Here is a 20,117-nt window from a genome sequence, read left to right on the forward strand (position 1 = left end):
GTGCACAAAGGGAGGCTTCCGAGAGACGCTTCGCAGCCGGAAAAAGCGCTTTTCTTTTTTCGGTGAACTACGCCTTTGTCTTCACCTGAAGGCTCGCCAATCGACGAGTTTTCTTTAAATTTTTTTGGTTATAAAATCTCGTTTCTTGAATGATGTGTGACAAAATTTGAAGGATAAGTCAATTTGTGATGTGCTTCACTTTCTCTTAGTTCGGGAAGATGTAAAATTTAACATAAGAGGAGTGGTAATCAATGAAATTATTTCTACCTAAACAACATGGTGCTTGGGCTATGCTCATCATCCCGTTTTGGTTAGGGGTGATAACAACAGGTTTCACGTGGCAACATATTCCATTTTTTATTGGCTGGCTTTTTTTGTATTTAGCCACTTATCCTATGTTATTGCTATTTAAGAAAAAAAGGAAGATGGAATACAGAAAATGGACTATTATTTATGTAATTCCTGCTATTTTATTGTTATTAATTCCGCTATGGACAAGACCATCCATTATCATTTTTGGATTCGTGATGCTTCCGTTTTTTGCAATAAATGCTTATTTTTCAAGGATAAATAAAGAACGTGCACTCATTAACGATTTCAGTGCCATCTTTGTTTTTTGCTTAGCGGGATTATCTAGTAGTTATCTCGTAAATGGAGATATTAATACGAAGGAAATTCTTGCTTCTGTTGCTTGTTTTTTATTTTTTATTGGTTGTACTTTTTATGTAAAAACACAAATTCGTGAAAAAAAGAGCCAAAGTTTTAAGTATCTTTCTTGGTGTTATCATATCTTCCTTTTTTTAATCTGGCTGGTTTTAGGATATGGGTTTATAGCACTGGCATTTTTATCTAGCTTATATCGAGCCATATTTTTTTATGGGAAACCCTATTCTGTCAAAAAAATTGGGATTCTTGAAATTGCAAATTCCGTTATATTTTTTATTCTGATGATTGTTGCATTAATATAAAAAAGGCTGTCTCTAAGGATCGGTTAGGCGATTTAAGAGGCAGTTTTTTGATGGGTGCTATTGGTAAATGGGTGAGTCCTGTTTAAGTAAACGCTGAAGCTGCTATGTGTATCTTATTTTCCAAAAAAAAGAGGTCCCAAAGTAATTCCTCTTGGGTATCCTCTTCATTATAAATTATTTAATCAATATTGCAGATTTCAATCGGACAATTTTCGCAATCAATTTCTACCTTTAAATAATTTAAATCATGTATAGTGATATAACTTTTATCAATTGTGATGATGTTTTGTTTTCTTAACTCACTCAGCATTCGATTGACAACCTCACGTGAAGTCCCGCAAAAGTTTGCCAGCTCCTGATTGGTGATGGGAATCGTAATAAAGATGCCTTTTTCACAAGGTTCCCCGTAGCTGTTGCTTAATCGGATTAAGGTGGAATAAAGAGCACCCTTTTTTCCGTTTAAGACAAGATCACGGAATTTTGTTTGGTTTTTTCGATATTGATGATTAAGCCATTTCATAAATTCTAAAGCAAGCTGATGATTTTCCCCTAGCTTCTTTTCAAGTTCTTGTTTATCGAATACGGCAACTTGCCCATTTTCGATGACCTTTGCGTTGAGCATATATTTCTGTGGTTGGTCAAATAACGGAACTTCTCCTATCAAGTCTCCTTCTTTACACATTCGAATCGTTAATTCGCGACCATCGGGAATCATCTTACTGATTTGAACCTTGCCACTAATGATAACAAACAGTTCATTAGCAAGTTCATCTTCTTGAAAAAGAAAAGTCCCTTTTTCCGTTTTTTTCATATATTGAGAATTGTTTAGAAGTTGGATTAGATTTGAAGGAAATTGTGTGTTTGTTTGCATCATCATTACCACCTTTTACGAGGTGTGAAATCTTTCACTATCTTAGTTTAATAAAAATATGAAAAAAACGTCAACCCATCAACATGCAAAATACTATAAATATATTGTTTTTATTAAAAAGTTCGCATTGTTGTAAAAAAGTCCACCAGAATGTTAACGGCAGAAATATTCTCAATCTGTATATCTTATAAATTTATTATTCATTTGTATTGATAAAGTGAAACTTCCATCAGTGGGGGTTTTCATTCATCCCCCACTGATGGTTAGTTGAACTTATCGGACCTTTACGGACAGTTGATCTCCCACTTATCTTCTTCGTATTCTCAGAATCTTGAAGTGGGAGTCTTACTGTCCGTTAAGAGTGGGATAAATAATTATTTGGAAAACAGTCCTTTCCTGCCCCATTATATAGTAATAGAGCCATGTTTTTAATCTAATTATAAAAAATGGTTGATTTTATAAAGAGACCTTTATATACTAGAGAAATAAAATTCATAAAAATTAATTTAAATGATTATTTATACATTCAGAGAAAAGGGGATGAGTGAATGAAAGCTTCTATTATAGGAACAACTGGTTATGGTGGAGTTGAATTATTGCGCATATTACACTCTCACCCTGAATTTGAGATTCAGTCGGTTCATTCATCCAAGAGTAAAGAAGCCATCTGGAATGAATATCCGCATCTTTTTTCTATTATTGATAAGAAGTTAAAGGGAATCGATTATGAGGAAATCGCATTAGAAAGCGATATCGTATTTCTTGCAACACCCTCAGGAGTGTCAAGTAAGCTTGTACAAGAGTTTTCTAAAACAAATTTGAAAATCATTGATTTATCAGGGGATTTAAGACTAAAAAATGCTGAGGATTATCGAAAGTGGTATAAAAAAGAGCCAGCCCCTGCCTCAATCGTTGGGCCTTCTGTATACGGTCTTTCGGAATGGCATAGAGAAAACATAAAAAAGGCGGAGTGGATTGCCAATCCAGGATGCTTTGCTACAGCTACCTTGCTCGGTTTGGCACCAGTCATTAAAGAGGATATCGTGGAACTAAATTCGATTATTGTGGATGCTAAATCAGGAATATCAGGGGCTGGAAGATCTCCTTCTCGCAATTCAATGTACTCGGAAAATAATGAAAATTTCAAAATTTATAAGGTGAATCAGCATCAGCATACACCGGAAATTGAGCAACAGCTTCATGAATGGAACCCTAAAACAAAACCGATAACCTTTAGCACACATCTTTTGCCGATTACAAGGGGGATTATGTCAACCATTTATGTGCAGCTTAAAGGAGATTGGAAGACAAATAATATCATAGATTTATATAGACAATCCTATGAAGGGAGTCGTTTTGTCCGAATTCGGCCAGAAGGGGCCTATCCTTCAGTCAAAGAAGTAAATAGTTCAAATTATTGCGATATCGGCATCTCTGTCGATGAGCGGACAGGAAGACTTACCATCATTTCTGTAATTGATAATCTAATGAAAGGGGCGGCAGGTCAGGCAGTTCAAAATGCAAATCTAATGTTTGGTCTTGATGAAATGGCCGGTTTAGATTTTATGCCGATCTATCCGTAAGGGGGAGCATTCATGGAAGTTTTATCAGAAGAAATTATAACCAAAAAAATCAAAGGGTCCATCGTTACACCACGAGGTTTTTCGGCAGCAGGAACAAATGCAGGTCTTCGTTATTCAAAAAATGATGTAGGGATGATAGCGAGTTCTGTACCTGCAAGCAGTGCTGCCGTATATACATTGAATGTATTTCAAGCGGCACCGATAAAGGTGACACAAGATAGTTTAAGTACAAATGGACTGTTACAGGGAGTAGTTGTCAATAGTGCTTGTGCCAATGCCTGCACAGGTGAAAAAGGCCTTAAGGATGCTTATGAAATGAGAAATAAAGCTGCTGAGAAGCTTGGTGTCGAGGAGGACCTTTTTGCGGTAGCATCAACTGGAGTAATAGGTGAATTTTTGCCATTAGATAAAGTGATTAATGGAATAGAGGCCTTGAAATTAAATTCTCAAATAGAAAATGCTGAGGATTTTCAAAATGCCATTTTAACAACGGATACAGGGATTAAGGGCTGTTGTTATCAAGCAGAAATTGATGGTGTCACGGTGTATATGGGTGGAGCTGCGAAAGGTTCAGGGATGATTCATCCTAATATGGCAACAATGCTGGGGTTTGTGACTACAGATGTGAAGATTGAACCGGAATATTTACAATCAGCATTAAAACAAGTTACAAACTTTACGTTTAACCAAATTACTGTAGATGGGGATACTTCTACAAATGATATGGTAATTGTTATGGCTAACGGAGAGGCACATAATCAGTCATTGACGCCTGATCATCCAGATTGGAGCGTTTTCCTTGAATTGCTTACTTTAACTTGTGAAAGCCTAGCAAAACAAATTGCTAAAGATGGTGAAGGAGCTACAAAATTAGTTGAGGTACTAGTGGATGGCGCCAAGGACAATGAGGATGCCCGAATGGTAGCAAAGCAGATTGTCGGCTCTAATTTGGTAAAAACGGCGATATTTGGCTCTGATGCCAATTGGGGAAGAATTATCTGCGCTGTTGGGCAATCTCAAGCAACTGTTAATCCGGATACGGTCAATATTGCAATTGGGTCACATGTTATGTTGAAAAACAGCGAACCGCAAAACTTTAATGAAGAAGAAGTAAGAGCTTATTTAGACGGTGATTTTATTCAAATATTTGTGGATTTGCAAAATGGAATAGGGAGTAGCAAAGCTTGGGGCTGTGATCTTTCCTATGATTATGTAAAAATAAATGCGAGCTATCGGACATAAGGTGAGATAAATGAAAAAGATTTTAATAAAATGTGGAGGAAGCGTATTAGATCAATTGTCGGAAGAATTTTTTGAAAGTATTGAAGAGTTAGTAAAAAAGGGGCACCAAATAATTTTTGTTCATGGTGGCGGCCCGGATATTAACCAAATGCTTGAAACGATGAATGTGACCCCGATATTTGTGAATGGTCTCAGAAGAACGGATGCAAAGACATTAAAGGTAGTAGAAATGGTTCTTTCGGGTAAAACCAATCGTAAGCTGGTTGAAAAGTTGACAAAGAATAGGCTTCAGGCGATTGGCGTGAACGGAAGCGATGCGGGGCTATTTCAGGCAGACTATGTAAACAAAGAAGAACTAGGGTTTGTTGGAGAGATTCAAGCGGTGAACAAGTCCATTATTCAATTGCTCTTAAGTAAAGGAATGATTCCTGTTATAACTCCAATTGCTGTAGCGAGGGACGGAGAGAAATTAAATGTCAATGCAGATTATGCTGCCGCTGCAATTGCTAATGCTTTAGAGGTGGAGCATTGTCTATTTGTCACTGACGTAGACGGAATTAAAATTAGGGGAGAAATTCAATCAGAAATCACGATTGAGGAAATTCACCATCATATTCAATCTGGTGAAATATACGGTGGAATGATTCCAAAGGTTCAATCTGCTCTTTCAGCCTTAAAAAAAGGAGTAGAAAGTGTGATGATTGTTTCCGGAAAAAATAAATTTTTTAATAATCAAAGTTGGAAGGGCACGAAAATAATCGGAAAAGAGATGGTGATACAATGAGCTATTTATTTCCTACTTATGCAAAGTGGGATGTAAAACCCAAAACGGCAAAAGGCTGTTATTTAATTGATCAATCCGGGAAAACCTATTTAGATTTTACTTCTGGGATCGGAGTTTGTAACTTAGGGCACCAACCGGACGAAGTAAAGGAAGAGGTCTTAAAGCAATTAGATGGTTATTGGCATGTCTCAAATCTTTTCCAAATGGAAAATCAAGAAATTGCAGCGGAGCTCCTTGCAAAGGCGGCAGGATTGGATGCTGTTTTCTTTGCCAATAGCGGAGCGGAAGCTAATGAAGCAGCGATTAAGTTAGCAAGAAAGGCAACGGGAAAATCAAAAATCATTACATTTGAGAAATCCTTTCATGGTCGTACTTTCGCAACAATGGCTGCAACAGGGCAGGATAAAATTAAGCAAGGATTTGGAACAATGCTAGAAACATTTGTGTACGTTCCATATAATGATATCACTTCCTTAGAGCAAGAAATGGATGAAGATGTGGCTGCTGTGATGCTAGAGGTGATTCAGGGTGAAGGTGGAATTAATGTCGGGGATGCTGAATTTCTTAAGTCTGTTGAAAAACTCTGTCATGAAAATCATTCTCTTCTTATTATAGATGAAATTCAAACCGGAATTGGAAGAACAGGTAAGCCATTTGCCTATCAGCATTTTGGATTAAATCCAGATATTATTACGGTTGCAAAAGGATTAGGAAGTGGGTTTCCCATTGGCGCAATGGTCGGGAAAGCAGAATTAAAGGCATATTTTGGACCGGGGAGCCATGGATCAACCTTTGGTGGTAATCCTGTTGCAATCGCATCGGCTATTGCCACAATGAAGAAGATTTTTTCTGAAGCATTCCTTGAGGAAGTGAAGCAAAAGAGTGATAACTTTATGAAGGAATTAGAAAAAGCTTTGCTTGAATTGCCAATTGTTAACGAAATTAGGGGCTTAGGTATGATGATTGGTATTGATATTCAAGGAAATATCCCAGCTATTCTTGCTGAAATTAGAGAAGAAGGTTTGCTTGTTTTGTCAGCAGGAGACAGCGTTATTCGCTTATTGCCACCATTAACAGTTAGTTTGGCAGAATTGAAAAAGGGCTTGGATATCATTACGAAGGTGCTAAAGAAGCATTGTTTAGCAGCCATTTAGGCTGATATTTTTTGAAATGAAATGTATAAAAATAAGATTGATAATATAATTATACAGAATCACATGAGGTGTTGCGTAATGGATGGATTTTTGCACTTGAACAGTGGTGACGTATTCAAGGGGAATTGGGAAACGTCTCTGCAGACAAATGATATAGAAGGAGAAATTGTATTTTTTACGGGAATGACTGGCTATCAGGAAGTATTAACAGATCCATCTTATAAAGATCAGATACTGGTTTTCACTTATCCCTTAATCGGCAATTATGGAATTAATGAGGATGATTTTGAAAGCAACAAACCGCATGTGGCAGGTGTCGTCGTTTTTGAGGCAAATGAAAATACATCCCATTATCAAGCAAAATATTCCCTTAAGGACTATTTGCAAAAATGGAATATTCCACTTCTTGCCCATATCGATACAAGAGCGGTCGTAAAAAAAATACGAAATAAAGGCTCTATGCCAGCAGCTTTATCTCTAAATAGCGAACCAAAGCAAATTAAATTAATACAGGATCATAAGGTGGAAAAGGTTTCTCAAAAAGGGCATCTAGTATATGGAGAGAAAGGGCATCCTCATGTTGTTCTTATGGATTTTGGTAATAAAAGGTCAATTTTGACATCCTTGTTAAAAAGAAGCTGTCAGGTGACTGTTGTTCCTTATGACACATCATTTACAGAGATGCAAGCCCTTAACCCTGATGGAGTTCTCTTATCAAATGGACCTGGGGATCCAAAGGAATTAATTCGTATTTTGCCGACTATTAAGAAGATTATTCAAAATTTCCCTACTCTTGGAATATGCCTTGGGCATCAATTAGCAGCACTTGCTATGGGGGCAGATACGAAAAAGCTTTTATTCGGACATCGTGGAGCTAATCATCCGATTAAGGATCAACAAAAGCAACGTGTATTTATGTCTTCGCAAAATCATAGTTTCGTTGTCGATGAACAAAGCTTAAGAGGAACTGGATTTAAAGTTCGATATTCGAATCTTCATGATCAATCAGTTGAAGGATTAATTCATACTGCTTTACCAGTCCAAACCGTTCAATTCCATCCTGAAGCAAACCCAGGACCTAGTGAAGGAGATTACATTTTTGATGAGTTTTTAGAGAATATAAGCCAATACAGTGGGAGAGTTACACAATATGCCTAAAGATCAGAGTATTCATTCTATATTAGTTATAGGTTCTGGCCCGATTGTCATTGGTCAGGCTGCGGAATTTGATTATGCGGGAACACAAGCATGCATCGCTTTAAAGGAAGAGGGATATCAAGTTATTCTTGTTAACAATAATCCTGCAACGATCATGACCGACACAAACTTTGCCGATCAAATCTATTTTGAACCTCTAACCGTTGATGTTCTTGAAAAGATTATTGAAAAGGAACGTCCTGATGGTTTGCTTGCAACATTAGGGGGGCAGACAGGATTAAACTTAGCTTTTCAATTAAGCGAACAAGGAATTCTGGAAAAATATGGAGTGAAATTACTTGGAAGTTCAATTGAATCAATTAAAAAGGGTGAGGATCGTGAAGCCTTTCGTCAATTAATGAAGGAATTAAATGAGCCTGTCCCTGATAGTGAAATCGTTCATACATTAGAAATGGCGCTTTCTTTCTCTGAAAAGGTGGATTTTCCAATCATTGTAAGACCAGCTTATACACTAGGGGGGACTGGCGGTGGAATTGCGGATAATCGTGAGGAGCTATCCAAGCTTGTTAGTGGAGGTTTAAAAGAAAGTCCTATACACCAATGTTTAGTTGAAAAAAGTATTGCAGGCTTCAAAGAGATTGAATATGAGGTCATGCGAGATGCGCACAACACATGTATAACCATTTGTAATATGGAAAATATCGACCCCGTTGGTATCCATACAGGCGATTCCATTGTGGTGGCTCCTTCGCAAACGCTCACGGATGAAGAGTATCAAATGCTAAGATCAGCAGCTATCAAAATTATTTCTGCTCTTGGAATTGTGGGGGGCTGTAATATTCAATTTGCATTAGATCCCTATAGTAAGAACTATTATCTAATCGAGGTTAATCCAAGGGTAAGCCGTTCTTCAGCATTAGCTTCAAAGGCTACTGGCTACCCTATTGCAAGGATGGCAGCAAAGCTTGCCGTAGGGTATGCACTATCTGAAATTATTAATCCTGTAACAGGTGATACTTTTGCAAGTTTTGAACCAGCTTTGGACTATGTTGTCGTGAAAATTCCAAAATGGCCATTTGATAAGTTTATGGATATTGAGCGGAAGCTTGGAACGCAAATGAAGGCGACAGGTGAAGTAATGGGGATTGATCAGAGCTTTGAAAGAGCTTTACTCAAGGCTGTCCACTCACTTGAAATTAAAACCAATGATTTAGAATATCCATACTTAGCTCAATATTCAGAGGAAAAGCTTTTGAAAATGATGCAGGAGCAAACGGATGAGAGATTTTTCATTATATTGGAGCTGATTAGAAGAGGAAAAGATATTTTAAGTATTCATGAAAAAACAAAAATAGATTTATTTTTCCTCCAATATTTCTTAAATTTGATTGAGCTAGAAAAGCAAATTTCCGAAAATTCGTTGGAAAAAGTTACGAAAGAACAGCTTCAACGATACAAAGAAAAAGGCTTTAGTGATCAGTATCTTGCCTCCAAATGGAAGGCAACAGAATCAATAATTCGTAACTTGAGAAAACAATTTGGGGTGATTCCTTCATATAAAATGGTAGATACCTGTGCAGCAGAATTTGCTGCTCAATCTAATTATTATTATTCTTCTTATTTTGGAGAAAATGAACAATCTTTATCAAACAAAAAGAAGGTTTTAATCATCGGCAGTGGACCTATTCGAATTGGTCAAGGGATTGAGTTTGATTATTGTTCAGTTCATGGGGTGTTTGCTCTTAAACAAGAAGGCATTGAAACAATCATGATTAACAATAATCCAGAAACCGTGAGCACCGATTTTGCCACAGCTGATAAGCTATATTTTGAACCACTTATATGTGAGGATATTCTAAATGTGATGGAGGCAGAAAAGGTGGATGAAGTAATCATCCAGCTTGGTGGGCAAACAGCCATTAATTTAGCCAAACAATTAGAAGCCTTTCAAGTAAAAATACTTGGCACAAGTTCAGAAACCATTGACATTTTGGAGGATAGACAATTATTTTATCAATTACTTGATGATTTGAAAATTCCTCATTTACAAGGAGAAATTGCGGCTAATAAGGAAGAGGTAAAAGTCTTAGCTAAGAAAATTGGATTTCCAATCCTAATTCGTCCATCTTTTGTCATTGGTGGGCAAGGAATGGTGGTTATTCATCATGAAAACCAATTAGAGGAATATTTTCATCAAGGGAATACAATCTATCCAGTGTTAGTCGATCAGTTCCTTTCAGCGATTGAGGCAGAGCTTGATTTAGTCTCAGACGGAATTAACATTCTTGCTCCTGCTATCATGGAACATATAGAAAAAACAGGTGTTCATTCAGGTGATAGTATGTCTGTCCTTCCAGCCCAGACGTTATCAACTGAGATTCAAAAAATAATGTTAGATTATGCACAAATGATGGCAAAGCATCTTCATTATAAAGGTCTTATGAACATTCAATATATAATTGATGGGAAGAAAGTCTATATTCTTGAGGTAAATCCAAGAGCTAGTAGAACAGTCCCTATAGTTAGTAAGGTTACTGGGGTTCCCTTAGTACAAATTGCAGCAAAAATATTGCTTGGGAAATATTTATTGTCAAATGATGACGAAAGCCTGAATTTATTGTCTATACCATTTGTTTGTGTTAAATATCCTGTATTTTCCAATTATGCACTTAAAGGATTAGATTCAAAAGTAGGTCCAGAAATGAAATCAACTGGTGAAGGAATTTGTTTAGGAAGAACTGTTGAAGATGCGTTGAGAAAGGTATTTCATCCAGCCATCAAGCAACATAAGGTGGCGAGAATCATCCTTCATCAGGATGAAGAAGAATTCTCTAATGAAAATTATGGGGCTAAGGTTCTTTTTAGCAAGGAAGAGGATATGAATCAAGAAAATACTGTGGTCTATTATAATCCAGGAAATTCAGAAGCAGATAAGAAACTACGAGAAGTAGCAACGAAAAATCGAATCATTACTTTTTCTGTAAAGGAAAGCTTAAAAGCCTTTCTAAAGGCATTAGCTTCAGATCAAATTACAGTGGATTCAATGAAAGATTGGGAGTCATTAATCAAGGAGGAAGTGAAGGCCTAATGATGAGTACATCTATATACCAACCAAATACAAATTTAAAAGGAAAAGATCTTCTAACACTTGCTGATATTTCATCAGAAACGATTCAACAGCTATTATTATTAGCGGGAAAGCTTAAAAGAGATTTAGCAAATGGAGAAAGACCGTTATTGTTAAAAGGAAAAATTCTAGGCATGATTTTTGATAAACCATCCACAAGAACGAGAGTTTCCTTTGAAGCTGGAATGGTTCAGCTGGGGGGGCATGCCATGTATTTAAATGGTCATGATTTGCAAATGGGCAGAGGAGAAACCATTGAAGATACAGCGAAGGTATTATCAGAATACGTGGATGGAATTATGATTCGAACTTTCTCACATCAGGATGTGGAGGAATTGGCAAAGCATGCTTCGATTCCTATTATAAATGGATTAACAGATATGTACCATCCGTGCCAAGCCTTGGCTGATTTGCTGACTATGCAAGAGGTGAAGGGTGAGTTGAAGGGATTGAAGCTTGCCTATATGGGGGATGGCAATAATGTTGCCCACTCCTTGTTGATTGCTTGTGCCAAAATGGGAGTTGATATTGCTGTAGCAGCACCAGAGGGGTATCAACCACATATGGAAGTTGTTAACAAAGCAAAGCAATTTGCTTTAGAAAGTGGTTCAAACGTTACGATCACGACTGATCCACTTGAAGCTGTTAACCAAGCTGATGCAGTCTATGGCGATGTTTGGACCAGCATGGGTCAGGAAGCTGAAAATGAAATCCGCCTTCATGTATTTAAAAATTACCAAATTAATGAGAAACTTGTGGAAAAAGCCAAGGCTGACTATATATTCTTACATTGCTTACCAGCTCATCGTGGGGAAGAAGTTACTGCTGATGTCATCGACGGAAAACATTCTTATATTTATCAACAAGCAGGTAATCGACTTCATGCCCAAAAGGCTCTTTTAGTCGAAATTCTTAAATAAAAAATCATTCACTTGATGATAATACAAAGGAAAAATAAGTGGCAATTATTGCTTTTATTTTTCCTTTTTTTTTTGGAGAAAATAAGGGCGAATCTAAGATCAAAGGAGGTTCACTGATGGGTCAAAATCATCGATTCCGTTCAGGCCAAAAAGCACCAAATAACGGCATATATATAGAAACAGGGGAAACAGGAAGCAATATTCTGAATCCTAAGAAAATAAAATTGAAGGCTGGAGATCATTTTCCTGAGTCTTCTAACCACAATCGTCAATGGACTTACTTAAGAAAACCATAAATGGAAATACTGTGGAATTGAAGTTGTTCAGTATTGAGCGGTGGCTAAAGAAGTCACAAATCATTCACTGATAGTTTATTTTTTATTAAAAAATCGATTGCCATCCATCCTGTATGGATGGCTTTACTTTTGAAAAAAATGGATTATAATAAAAGATAAATAAAGGTCAAAATTGGTCAAAAAGTGAGGGGTATTTATGGATTTAAATCGGATGACAGAAAGCCTGCAAAAGGCTCTGATGGAAGCACAATCCATCGCAATAAGGCATCAACATCAAGAGATTGATGACATCCATTTATTCATCGCATTGTCAGAGCAAGACAGTAGCCTACTTAACTCTATTCTCGAAAAACTTAAGATTACTTCCAATCATTTTCAAGACCAATTGTATACTTCTTTACAAAAGAAACCTCAAGTATCTGGAAGTGGAGTAGAGGAAGGAAAGCTTTATATTACGAATCAGCTGCAAACGATATTAGCAGAAGCTGAACAGGAAATGAAAAGATTTCAGGATGAATACTTATCGGTCGAACATGTATTACTGGCTGCTTGTGCCAATCGGCGAACGGAAATTGCCAAAATTTTATCAGCCAATAACATAACGTACGAGAGAATTCTACAGGCAGTTAAGGAAATAAGGGGGAATCAGAAAGTGACATCTCCAAATCCGGAAGGAACATATGATGCCTTAAAGAAATATGGTAGAGATTTAGTTGAAGAGGTCAAATCAGGGAAAATCGATCCTGTTATTGGACGGGATAGTGAAATCCGAAATGTAATTCGAATTTTATCGCGAAAAACGAAAAATAATCCGGTCTTAATTGGTGAGCCTGGTGTGGGGAAAACGGCGATTGTTGAAGGGCTAGCCCAAAGAATTGTTCGCAAAGATGTACCAGAGGGCTTAAAGGATAAAACGATTTTTGCCTTGGATATGAGCTCATTAATTGCTGGAGCCAAGTTTAGGGGCGAATTTGAAGAGCGCTTAAAGGCTGTTTTAAATGAAGTGAAAAAAAGTGAAGGCAGAATCCTTTTATTTATAGATGAATTGCATACGATTGTAGGTGCAGGGAAAACCGAAGGAGCTATGGATGCCGGCAATATGCTAAAACCGATGCTTGCCCGCGGGGAGCTTCATTGTATTGGGGCAACGACATTAGACGAGCATCGAAAATATATTGAAAAGGATCCAGCCTTAGAAAGACGATTCCAACAGGTATTAATACAAGAACCAGATGTGGAGGATACGATTTCCATTTTACGTGGTTTGAAAGAACGATTTGAAATTCATCATGGGGTTAAAATTCATGACAGAGCAATTGTTTCTGCAGCTACATTAGCGGATCGTTATATTACAGATCGCTTTTTACCTGACAAGGCGATTGATTTAGTCGATGAAGCCTGTGCCATGATTCGGACTGAAATTGATTCGATGCCAACTGAATTAGATGAAATCACGAGAAAAGTCATGCAACTGGAAATTGAAGAAGCCGCATTACAAAAGGAAAAGGACGAGGTCAGTAAAAATCGACTTAATGTCTTACAAAAGGAATTGGCTGAGCTCCGGGAAAAAGCGAATATCATGAAAGCAAAATGGCTGGCTGAAAAGGATTCCATTGGTCAAATCCAAGAAAAAAGAGAGCAACTCGAAAAACTTCGTCGAGAATTAGAGGATGCTGAAAATAGATATGATCTAAATAAGGCGGCTGAGCTTCGACATGGTCGGATTCCTAGCCTAGAGCGAGAAATTAATCAGCTAGAAGAAGCTGTTAATCAAAAGAGCGGAGAAAGATTACTCAGAGAAGAAGTAACAGAAGAGGAAATCGCAAATATTGTATCTCGGTGGACGGGCATCCCATTATCTAAGTTGGTTGAAGGAGAAAGAGAAAAACTTCTTAGGCTCGAAAATATTCTCAAACAGAGAGTCGTTGGACAAGATGAAGCGGTTCAATTAGTAACCGATGCAGTATTAAGAGCTAGAGCAGGAATAAAGGATCCAAATCGTCCAATCGGTTCATTTATCTTTTTAGGTCCAACAGGGGTCGGAAAAACAGAATTAGCCAAGACTTTAGCACAATCCTTATTTGATAGTGAAGACCAAATGATTCGGATTGATATGTCCGAATACATGGAGAAATTTGCAGTTTCAAGGCTAATTGGTGCCCCTCCTGGATATGTTGGCTATGAAGAGGGTGGACAATTAACTGAAGCAGTTAGAAGAAAGCCTTATTCTGTCATCTTACTCGATGAAATTGAAAAAGCTCATCCTGAGGTTTTTAATATTTTATTGCAAATGCTTGATGATGGGCGTATTACCGATTCTCAAGGAAGGACGGTTGATTTTAAGAATACAGTCATTATCATGACGTCTAATATTGGTTCTCAGTTCTTATTAGAACCTGGAAATGATTCTAATATTTCTGATGAGGCGAGAGAAAATGTCCTCGCACAATTAAGGGGACATTTTAGACCAGAGTTTTTGAACAGGGTGGATGAAATCATTTTGTTTAAACCACTGTCCTTAGTAGAAATAAAGTCGATTGTGACAAAATTGATTTCAGAATTACAACAAAGATTAAAGGAACAACAAATAAGTTTAAGTATATTAGACGAGGCCAGGGAATATATTGCAGAAAACGGGTTCGATCCTGTTTTTGGGGCAAGACCGCTAAAACGCTATATTCAACGGAATGTGGAAACCTTGCTTGCACGTGAGATTATCGCAGGAAGAATTAAAGAAAATAGTCAGGTGGAGATTGGGCTCAAAGAAGGAGAAATAACCTTAAAAATCGAATAATACCGTAAAATGAAGTTCAAAAGAACTCCATGAGAAAGCAAAAAGGCTGACTACGGTAACAAGATTTTTTGAAAATAGCATTGCAATCAAAAACCGCTTGTTATCCGTAATCAGCCTTCAATTAATTATGAATGATATCATGATGAAATGAGACTTATAAAGATGAATTAATGTGCTTCGCCTTCGCGGTTTGGTTCATTTGGAATAAGAGAACCAATGATAAAAATAAATACTGTCATAACCACTGCAAAAATCGTAGCAGTCACAGCGTCATATGTAGCTCCGTTCATTGAGTTTATCACGTAGTTCATCATATGCATAAGTAGCATTGACCAGAAAAAAGTCCAAAAATAACGCACCGTTCTCACCTCTTAATAGTAAATTCTTTAATCATCTTATCATAATGCGTGAAAATTAGAAAGAGGATGCATTAAATTATTAACGCCACTCTTTTAGAAATTAAACTTCGAATGACGCTGAATTTAGTTGGAAATAGGCAGATTCCCTTTCATTTTATTATTCCCTTCATACATTATTAGGAACAAATTTTTAAAGGGGTTTTTAATATGGAGAACCGAAACTTTAAACTGGATACCGAATGGAATATGATTCATTATCCCGAGCAGCCCAACGGTTTCGGTATCTTAATTATTGGGGATGAAAGGCATTTTGTTGATGAAAAAGGCAGCTTTTGGACGCAAAATGAAGGGAAGCTAATGCTAATTAACCAGTTGAAGAATGCTGGTTACACAATCTTTTATTCGAATTTATACGGAAAGAATTGGGGGAGCAAAAAAGCAGTGCAGTTGGCAGAAAGTCTCTATGAATATATTATCAGAACGGAAATCATCAATGATAAAATTCATTTAATTGCAGAAGGAATGGGGGCTCTTGTTGCCCTAGGATTATTGGAAGAGAAGCAAAATAAAATTCGATCCATTGTCTTGTTAAATCCGGTTTTATCCCTCAAACACCATTTAGAACAAGAAAAAAGCCATAAATTTTTTTATAAAAAGCTAATTTCAGAAATTTCACGTTCATTTGAAGTCGAAAGTGCCCTGATTATCGAGAAAATTGATAAAACAAAAGAAATATCGATTCATAATATAAGGGTACCCATGAGAATTATTCATGTCCTATCGGGAAATCGAGCATTTAATCAATCCAAGCTTTTAAATCAATTATCCGTTCAATGGAAGGATGAACATGCACCGATTTCTGTCACTTATATGCTTCCAGAAAAAAAGCAGCAGTTAGGTAGACAAATTATCAAGTTTATCAAAGATAATGAAAAAGTGCTGTAAAATGTTGGTGTTAAAAAACTCAAGATGGAAATAAATCATTTATCCATGCATAGGATACAACAAGTATGCTATGCATGGGGGATGGTTTTTCATGGACAAGGCTATTGTGCTTGGTGCATTTGAATTTCTCGGATTTCATTGCTGCTCTTTCTTACTTGAAAGTGGATTGGAAGTGAATGGAGTCCATTTACAAGAAAGTGATAACAGAAGTGCTGAGATAATGCGTTTGGATATTGGTAGAAATTCGAACTTTATAGAGATTGAAGAATCCAAATGGTGTATAAAAAAATTAACCGAGCCGTCCATCATCTTAATAGATTATTATGACTTATATATTAGAAAGAAAGAGACACGTTTCCAAGAAATCATTGGTTCAATCTTTGAAAAGGACAGCGAGATCATTAGGAAAACAGATTCACGAATTGTTTTGCTTCTTCCGCTTCAATTGTTAATAGAGGAACAGAAGAACGAAGGCCGGCAACCTATGCATAGGTTCCTTGAAAAAAAGAAGATTGAAGATATATTAATCCAAAAGTTTTATTTGCCTACCATATATGGACCATTTCAATCACAAGAAATGTTATTTCAGCAATCTATCATGGGTATGTTAAATAATGAAAATAATTTTACGATAAATGATCGTGAGTGGATAGGGGATGCGATTTTTGTGAAGGATGTCGTTAAGGATATCTTGATGCTTTCAGAAGAGCAACCTCATTCATTTTCTTATTTAATGAAAAGTAACATTGAACAACATTGGGAAAAATGTGCGAGCCACCTAAGAATTAATCTTGAGAAAAAAAAGGAAAGGGAGGGATCAAACATTCATCAACCGATAGACATTCGAATGGTTTATTCAGAAGGTGATATTCTTAACGGATTGCAAGAACAAAAGAAAGTATTCGAGCGGCTATTATAAATGAAAATAATAAATATAGCTTTTCAATTTTTTCTGTTAAAGGTAGAATGTAAAGGAAATAAGGAGTTTTTTCTAGTTCAAGTGTCAGGTCGTGAGTGGATAGATTGATTCCTTTTAGTTTCAGTGTAGGAAAGGGAGTTGCATAGAATGTTGAAACGTCTCGGGATGATTCTTCTATGCCTTTTTATAATCGCAGCGTGTGAACAGCCAATGTCGAAGGGGAAACTAAAAAAAGTTGGATTATTAATTCCAGAAACCATTAATGATCAAGTATGGGGTACAAAGGGCTATAAAGGAATATTAAAAATTCAGTCTCGTTTCAACGTTGATGTCTTTTATAAAGAGGACATGAATTCAAAAATGAAGGTAGAACGTGCTGTAAAGGAATTTGAGCAAAAGGGAGTTAATTTAGTTTTTGGTCATGGAAGTGAATATGCAGAATATTTTAACGAAATAGCAGATGAATATCCGGATATTCATTTCGTCAGCTTTAATGGAGATGCTGAAAAGCCTAATACAACGAGCCTAAATTTTAAAGCTTATGCGATGGGCTTTTTTGGTGGGATGGTTGCTGGACATATGACGAAATCGAATAATCTCGGTGTCATAGGTGCCTATGAGTGGCAACCAGAAATCGAAGGTTTTTATGAGGGAGCCCAATTTGAAAATGCAAATGCTAATGTGAATATTCAATATGTCGATCATTGGGATGACGATTCCCGCGCATTAATCATTTTAAATAACATGGTAAAGAGGAAGATTGATGTTGTCTATCCCGCTGGCGACGGATATAATGTACCAGTTATCGAAAAATTAAAGGAAGACGGATTATATGCCATTGGGTTTATTTCTGATCAATCTGATTTAGGTGAAAATACTGTTTTGACGAGCACAGTACAAAATGTGGATTCCCTTTATGAGTTGATAGCGGATCAATTTAATAATGGAAAATTGAAATCTGGTAATGTTTCGTTTGATTTTCAGGATAATGTGATATCCCTTGGAAAATATAGTCCATTAATTGATAAGGAATTTATTAGTACTTTAAATGAGTACATAGATCGATATAAGAAAACTGGAAAACTTCCAAATGAACAATAATGAAGGAGGATATACCAATTGAATACTCAAGATAAAACGATGGAATTTATGCAAATTGCCATGAAATATTTACCGGAAGCAAAACAGCAATTAGACGAAGCAGGCATTGAGCTTTCTATGGAATTAATTCAACCATTTCTTTCATTATTTACAAAAATTATGACGGAAGCTTATGAGTTAGGATTGAATGATGGTAATAATCAGGAATAATGATTGGAATTAGTCTTTAACATTCGTTAAAGATGGTGAGAATCCTACATAGTTTATAAAAAGGAGGTCAGACTTTGTATTGAACAAGGTTTGACTTCCTTTTTCTGTAAGCATTATCACCAAATTTCTATTTTTTTTGTAAAAATTGACTGAAAATTGATTTTACATCTCGATATAAAGGTTTTAATTGGTTCGTTGCTGTAATAAACGTATCGATTTTTTCCATTAAATCGACATAATCGAGATTGTTGATTATTTCTTCAATTTGGGCGAGCTTCCCTTGATTTTGAAAAGACAGAGATGATCCTCCATTTTCTTTTTGGAAAAGATTAAATGGCTGATTTGATTGTTTCGACTGTATAAACCAATCTCCTCTTTCATCAACTGAATTCTCCCGCTTGCTCCTTCTTCCTCCAAACATAAATTGAGTGAAGGGATCCATAGGAGCTTCAACTTGGGATTGAATCGGTGCTTCCTCTGTTTCAGTAAATTTCATTTCTTCTTTTTCCATTTTAATACCTCTCTTCGGATTAACTGCTAGTAATTAATCTATGTTAAAGAAATACTATTTGTATGGATATTCGTTTAAGAAATAGTTGCGAATTTTACTTAATGTTGATAAAATCTTAGTACCAAGTCTTAATAATTGATTATAAATCCATGTACTAAAGAATAGGTTCAATGGATAATGAAAAGGAGTTGACCTTTTGATGGGTGCTGGTATCGTTGGAATTGGGAAATATGTGCCTGAAAGGGTAGTAACCAATGCCGATTTAGAAAAAGTGATGGATACATCTGATGAATGGATTAGAACAAGAACAGGAATAGAAGAAAGACGGATTGCTGATGATGATACAAATACATCTGATTTAGCTTATCGTGCCGCTTTAGAGGCCATCAAAAATGCAAATATTTCACCAGAGGAAATTGATCTGATTTTGGTGGCAACCGTTACGCCGGATCGTCCTTTTCCTTCTGTATCCTGCATGCTTCAAGAGCGATTAGGTGCAACAAAAGCAGCGGCAATGGATATTAGCGCAGCATGTGCAGGGTTTATGTATGGGCTTGTTACAGCAAAGCAGTTTATTGAAGGTGGAGCTTATAAATATATACTGGTAGTTGGTGTTGAAAAGCTCTCAAAGGTTACCAATTGGGAAGATCGTAATACGGCTGTTCTTTTCGGAGACGGTGCTGGTGCAGCTATTGTTGGACCTGTTTCAGAGGGGAGAGGAATTTTATCCTTTGATCTAGGAGCGGATGGTACAGGAGGGAAGCACCTCTATCAAGACGAATATATCATTATGAATGGACGAGAAGTATTTAAATTTGCCGTTCGTCAAATGGGGGAGAGCAGTTTAAGGGCTCTAGAAAAATCAGGACTGACAAAAGAAGATATTGATTTCCTTTTTCCACATCAAGCCAATATTCGAATTATGGAATCTGCCAGACAAAGGTTAGATGTACCTGAAGAAAAGATGTCCAAAACTGTTAATAAGTATGGAAATACTTCAGCAGCTTCCATTCCAATTTCGATTGTAGATGAATTAGAGGCCGGAAAAATCAAAGATGATGATATAATCGTAATGGTTGGCTTTGGAGGCGGCTTAACTTGGGGCGCCATTGTTATGCGCTGGGGAAGATAGTCGAAAATAATTTGCTTCCAAAGTATAATAAGAAATAGATTTT

The 20,117-nt window shown here is 36.6% G+C and carries 18 protein-coding genes; 15 read left to right on the top strand and 3 right to left on the bottom strand.

The window, feature by feature from the left end:
* Positions 1-251 precede the first annotated feature (251 nt).
* Complete coding sequence (locus tag ACE38V_RS00690; RefSeq protein ID WP_375839199.1) at positions 252-968, top strand: YwiC-like family protein; 717 nt, start codon at positions 252-254, stop codon at positions 966-968.
* Positions 969-1,146: 178 nt separating this feature from the next.
* Here the strand turns inward: ACE38V_RS00690 and ACE38V_RS00695 are convergent, their stop codons facing one another.
* Positions 1,147-1,845 carry a Crp/Fnr family transcriptional regulator gene (locus tag ACE38V_RS00695; RefSeq protein WP_375839200.1) on the bottom strand — a complete coding sequence of 233 codons (699 nt, stop codon included), beginning with the start codon at positions 1,843-1,845 and terminating at the stop codon, positions 1,147-1,149.
* 542 nt (positions 1,846-2,387) lie between these two features.
* Here ACE38V_RS00695 and argC point away from each other — a divergent pair.
* The 9 genes from argC to clpB all read left to right on the top strand — a co-directional run bounded on the left by argC (position 2,388) and on the right by clpB (position 14,897).
* Positions 2,388-3,422 (top strand): N-acetyl-gamma-glutamyl-phosphate reductase, encoded by a 1,035-nt coding sequence (gene argC / locus ACE38V_RS00700; RefSeq protein WP_375839201.1) that lies wholly within the window; start codon positions 2,388-2,390, stop codon positions 3,420-3,422.
* Between the two features lie 12 nt (positions 3,423-3,434).
* Entirely contained in the window at positions 3,435-4,664 is a 1,230-nt protein-coding gene (gene argJ / locus ACE38V_RS00705) for a bifunctional ornithine acetyltransferase/N-acetylglutamate synthase (protein WP_375839202.1), read from the top strand.
* A gap of 10 nt (positions 4,665-4,674) precedes the next feature.
* Positions 4,675-5,448 carry an acetylglutamate kinase gene (gene argB, locus ACE38V_RS00710; protein ID WP_375839203.1) on the top strand — a complete coding sequence of 258 codons (774 nt, stop codon included), beginning with the start codon at positions 4,675-4,677 and terminating at the stop codon, positions 5,446-5,448.
* Positions 5,445-6,602 carry an acetylornithine transaminase gene (locus ACE38V_RS00715; protein WP_375839204.1) on the top strand — a complete coding sequence of 386 codons (1,158 nt, stop codon included), beginning with the start codon at positions 5,445-5,447 and terminating at the stop codon, positions 6,600-6,602. The genes argB and ACE38V_RS00715 overlap by 4 nt, the downstream gene beginning before the upstream one ends.
* Positions 6,603-6,680: 78 nt before the next feature.
* The gene (locus ACE38V_RS00720; RefSeq protein ID WP_375839205.1) at positions 6,681-7,760 is read left to right on the top strand and encodes a carbamoyl phosphate synthase small subunit; all 1,080 of its coding nucleotides are present in this window, start codon (positions 6,681-6,683) and stop codon (positions 7,758-7,760) included.
* Positions 7,753-10,848: a carbamoyl-phosphate synthase (glutamine-hydrolyzing) large subunit gene (locus ACE38V_RS00725; protein WP_375839206.1), complete on the top strand. Its 3,096-nt coding sequence runs from the start codon at positions 7,753-7,755 to the stop codon at positions 10,846-10,848. Before ACE38V_RS00720 ends, ACE38V_RS00725 begins: the two co-directional genes overlap by 8 nt.
* A complete protein-coding gene (gene argF, locus ACE38V_RS00730) occupies positions 10,848-11,807 on the top strand; it encodes an ornithine carbamoyltransferase (RefSeq protein ID WP_375839207.1) in 960 nt (319 codons plus the stop codon). Before ACE38V_RS00725 ends, argF begins: the two co-directional genes overlap by 1 nt.
* A gap of 116 nt (positions 11,808-11,923) precedes the next feature.
* Positions 11,924-12,103: a YjzC family protein gene (locus tag ACE38V_RS00735; RefSeq protein WP_375839208.1), complete on the top strand. Its 180-nt coding sequence runs from the start codon at positions 11,924-11,926 to the stop codon at positions 12,101-12,103.
* A gap of 196 nt (positions 12,104-12,299) precedes the next feature.
* Positions 12,300-14,897, top strand: a complete 2,598-nt coding sequence (gene clpB / locus ACE38V_RS00740; protein ID WP_375839209.1) for an ATP-dependent chaperone ClpB — start codon at positions 12,300-12,302, stop codon at positions 14,895-14,897.
* A 167-nt stretch (positions 14,898-15,064) separates the two neighbouring features.
* Here clpB and ACE38V_RS00745 read toward each other — a convergent pair whose 3' ends face one another.
* Positions 15,065-15,256, bottom strand: coding sequence for a YjzD family protein (locus ACE38V_RS00745; protein WP_375839210.1), 192 nt, complete (start codon positions 15,254-15,256; stop codon positions 15,065-15,067).
* A 207-nt stretch (positions 15,257-15,463) separates the two neighbouring features.
* Here ACE38V_RS00745 and ACE38V_RS00750 point away from each other — a divergent pair, with 207 nt between their 5' ends.
* From ACE38V_RS00750 to ACE38V_RS00765, 4 genes are all read left to right on the top strand, one after another.
* The gene (locus ACE38V_RS00750; protein WP_375839211.1) at positions 15,464-16,201 is read left to right on the top strand and encodes an alpha/beta hydrolase family protein; all 738 of its coding nucleotides are present in this window, start codon (positions 15,464-15,466) and stop codon (positions 16,199-16,201) included.
* 91 nt (positions 16,202-16,292) lie between these two features.
* A complete protein-coding gene (locus ACE38V_RS00755) occupies positions 16,293-17,120 on the top strand; it encodes a hypothetical protein (protein ID WP_375839212.1) in 828 nt (275 codons plus the stop codon).
* A gap of 147 nt (positions 17,121-17,267) precedes the next feature.
* Positions 17,268-18,221 (top strand): BMP family ABC transporter substrate-binding protein, encoded by a 954-nt coding sequence (locus ACE38V_RS00760; protein ID WP_375839213.1) that lies wholly within the window; start codon positions 17,268-17,270, stop codon positions 18,219-18,221.
* A gap of 39 nt (positions 18,222-18,260) precedes the next feature.
* Positions 18,261-18,431 carry a ComZ family protein gene (locus tag ACE38V_RS00765; protein ID WP_375839643.1) on the top strand — a complete coding sequence of 57 codons (171 nt, stop codon included), beginning with the start codon at positions 18,261-18,263 and terminating at the stop codon, positions 18,429-18,431.
* 127 nt (positions 18,432-18,558) lie between these two features.
* On the opposite strand, the gene ACE38V_RS00770 is transcribed toward ACE38V_RS00765, so the two are convergent.
* Positions 18,559-18,942: a hypothetical protein gene (locus ACE38V_RS00770; protein ID WP_375839214.1), complete on the bottom strand. Its 384-nt coding sequence runs from the start codon at positions 18,940-18,942 to the stop codon at positions 18,559-18,561.
* A 199-nt stretch (positions 18,943-19,141) separates the two neighbouring features.
* Between ACE38V_RS00770 and ACE38V_RS00775 the strand changes: the two genes are divergently transcribed.
* Positions 19,142-20,074: a beta-ketoacyl-ACP synthase III gene (locus ACE38V_RS00775; protein ID WP_375839216.1), complete on the top strand. Its 933-nt coding sequence runs from the start codon at positions 19,142-19,144 to the stop codon at positions 20,072-20,074.
* Positions 20,075-20,117: the final 43 nt, after the last annotated feature.

It is taken from the genome of Cytobacillus sp. Hz8, assembly GCF_042263505.1.
GTDB lineage: Bacteria > Bacillota > Bacilli > Bacillales > Cytobacillaceae > Bacillus_BE.

Excerpts from the sequence above, each read along its gene's own strand:
- ACE38V_RS00725 (WP_375839206.1), top strand. The coding sequence starts at position 7,753 with ATGCCTAAAGATCAGAGTATTCATTCTATATTAGTTATAGGTTCTGGC.
- ACE38V_RS00690 (WP_375839199.1), top strand. The coding sequence starts at position 252 with ATGAAATTATTTCTACCTAAACAACATGGTGCTTGGGCTATGCTCATC.
- argJ (WP_375839202.1), top strand. The coding sequence starts at position 3,435 with ATGGAAGTTTTATCAGAAGAAATTATAACCAAAAAAATCAAAGGGTCC.
- clpB (WP_375839209.1), top strand. The coding sequence starts at position 12,300 with ATGGATTTAAATCGGATGACAGAAAGCCTGCAAAAGGCTCTGATGGAA.
- ACE38V_RS00715 (WP_375839204.1), top strand. The coding sequence starts at position 5,445 with ATGAGCTATTTATTTCCTACTTATGCAAAGTGGGATGTAAAACCCAAA.
- ACE38V_RS00765 (WP_375839643.1), top strand. The coding sequence starts at position 18,261 with ATGGAATTTATGCAAATTGCCATGAAATATTTACCGGAAGCAAAACAG.
- ACE38V_RS00760 (WP_375839213.1), top strand. The coding sequence starts at position 17,268 with ATGTTGAAACGTCTCGGGATGATTCTTCTATGCCTTTTTATAATCGCA.
- ACE38V_RS00735 (WP_375839208.1), top strand. The coding sequence starts at position 11,924 with ATGGGTCAAAATCATCGATTCCGTTCAGGCCAAAAAGCACCAAATAAC.
- ACE38V_RS00755 (WP_375839212.1), top strand. The coding sequence starts at position 16,293 with ATGGACAAGGCTATTGTGCTTGGTGCATTTGAATTTCTCGGATTTCAT.
- argB (WP_375839203.1), top strand. The coding sequence starts at position 4,675 with ATGAAAAAGATTTTAATAAAATGTGGAGGAAGCGTATTAGATCAATTG.
- ACE38V_RS00770 (WP_375839214.1), bottom strand. The coding sequence starts at position 18,942 with ATGGAAAAAGAAGAAATGAAATTTACTGAAACAGAGGAAGCACCGATT.
- ACE38V_RS00775 (WP_375839216.1), top strand. The coding sequence starts at position 19,142 with ATGGGTGCTGGTATCGTTGGAATTGGGAAATATGTGCCTGAAAGGGTA.
- argC (WP_375839201.1), top strand. The coding sequence starts at position 2,388 with ATGAAAGCTTCTATTATAGGAACAACTGGTTATGGTGGAGTTGAATTA.
- ACE38V_RS00695 (WP_375839200.1), bottom strand. The coding sequence starts at position 1,845 with ATGATGATGCAAACAAACACACAATTTCCTTCAAATCTAATCCAACTT.
- ACE38V_RS00720 (WP_375839205.1), top strand. The coding sequence starts at position 6,681 with ATGGATGGATTTTTGCACTTGAACAGTGGTGACGTATTCAAGGGGAAT.
- ACE38V_RS00750 (WP_375839211.1), top strand. The coding sequence starts at position 15,464 with ATGGAGAACCGAAACTTTAAACTGGATACCGAATGGAATATGATTCAT.
- argF (WP_375839207.1), top strand. The coding sequence starts at position 10,848 with ATGATGAGTACATCTATATACCAACCAAATACAAATTTAAAAGGAAAA.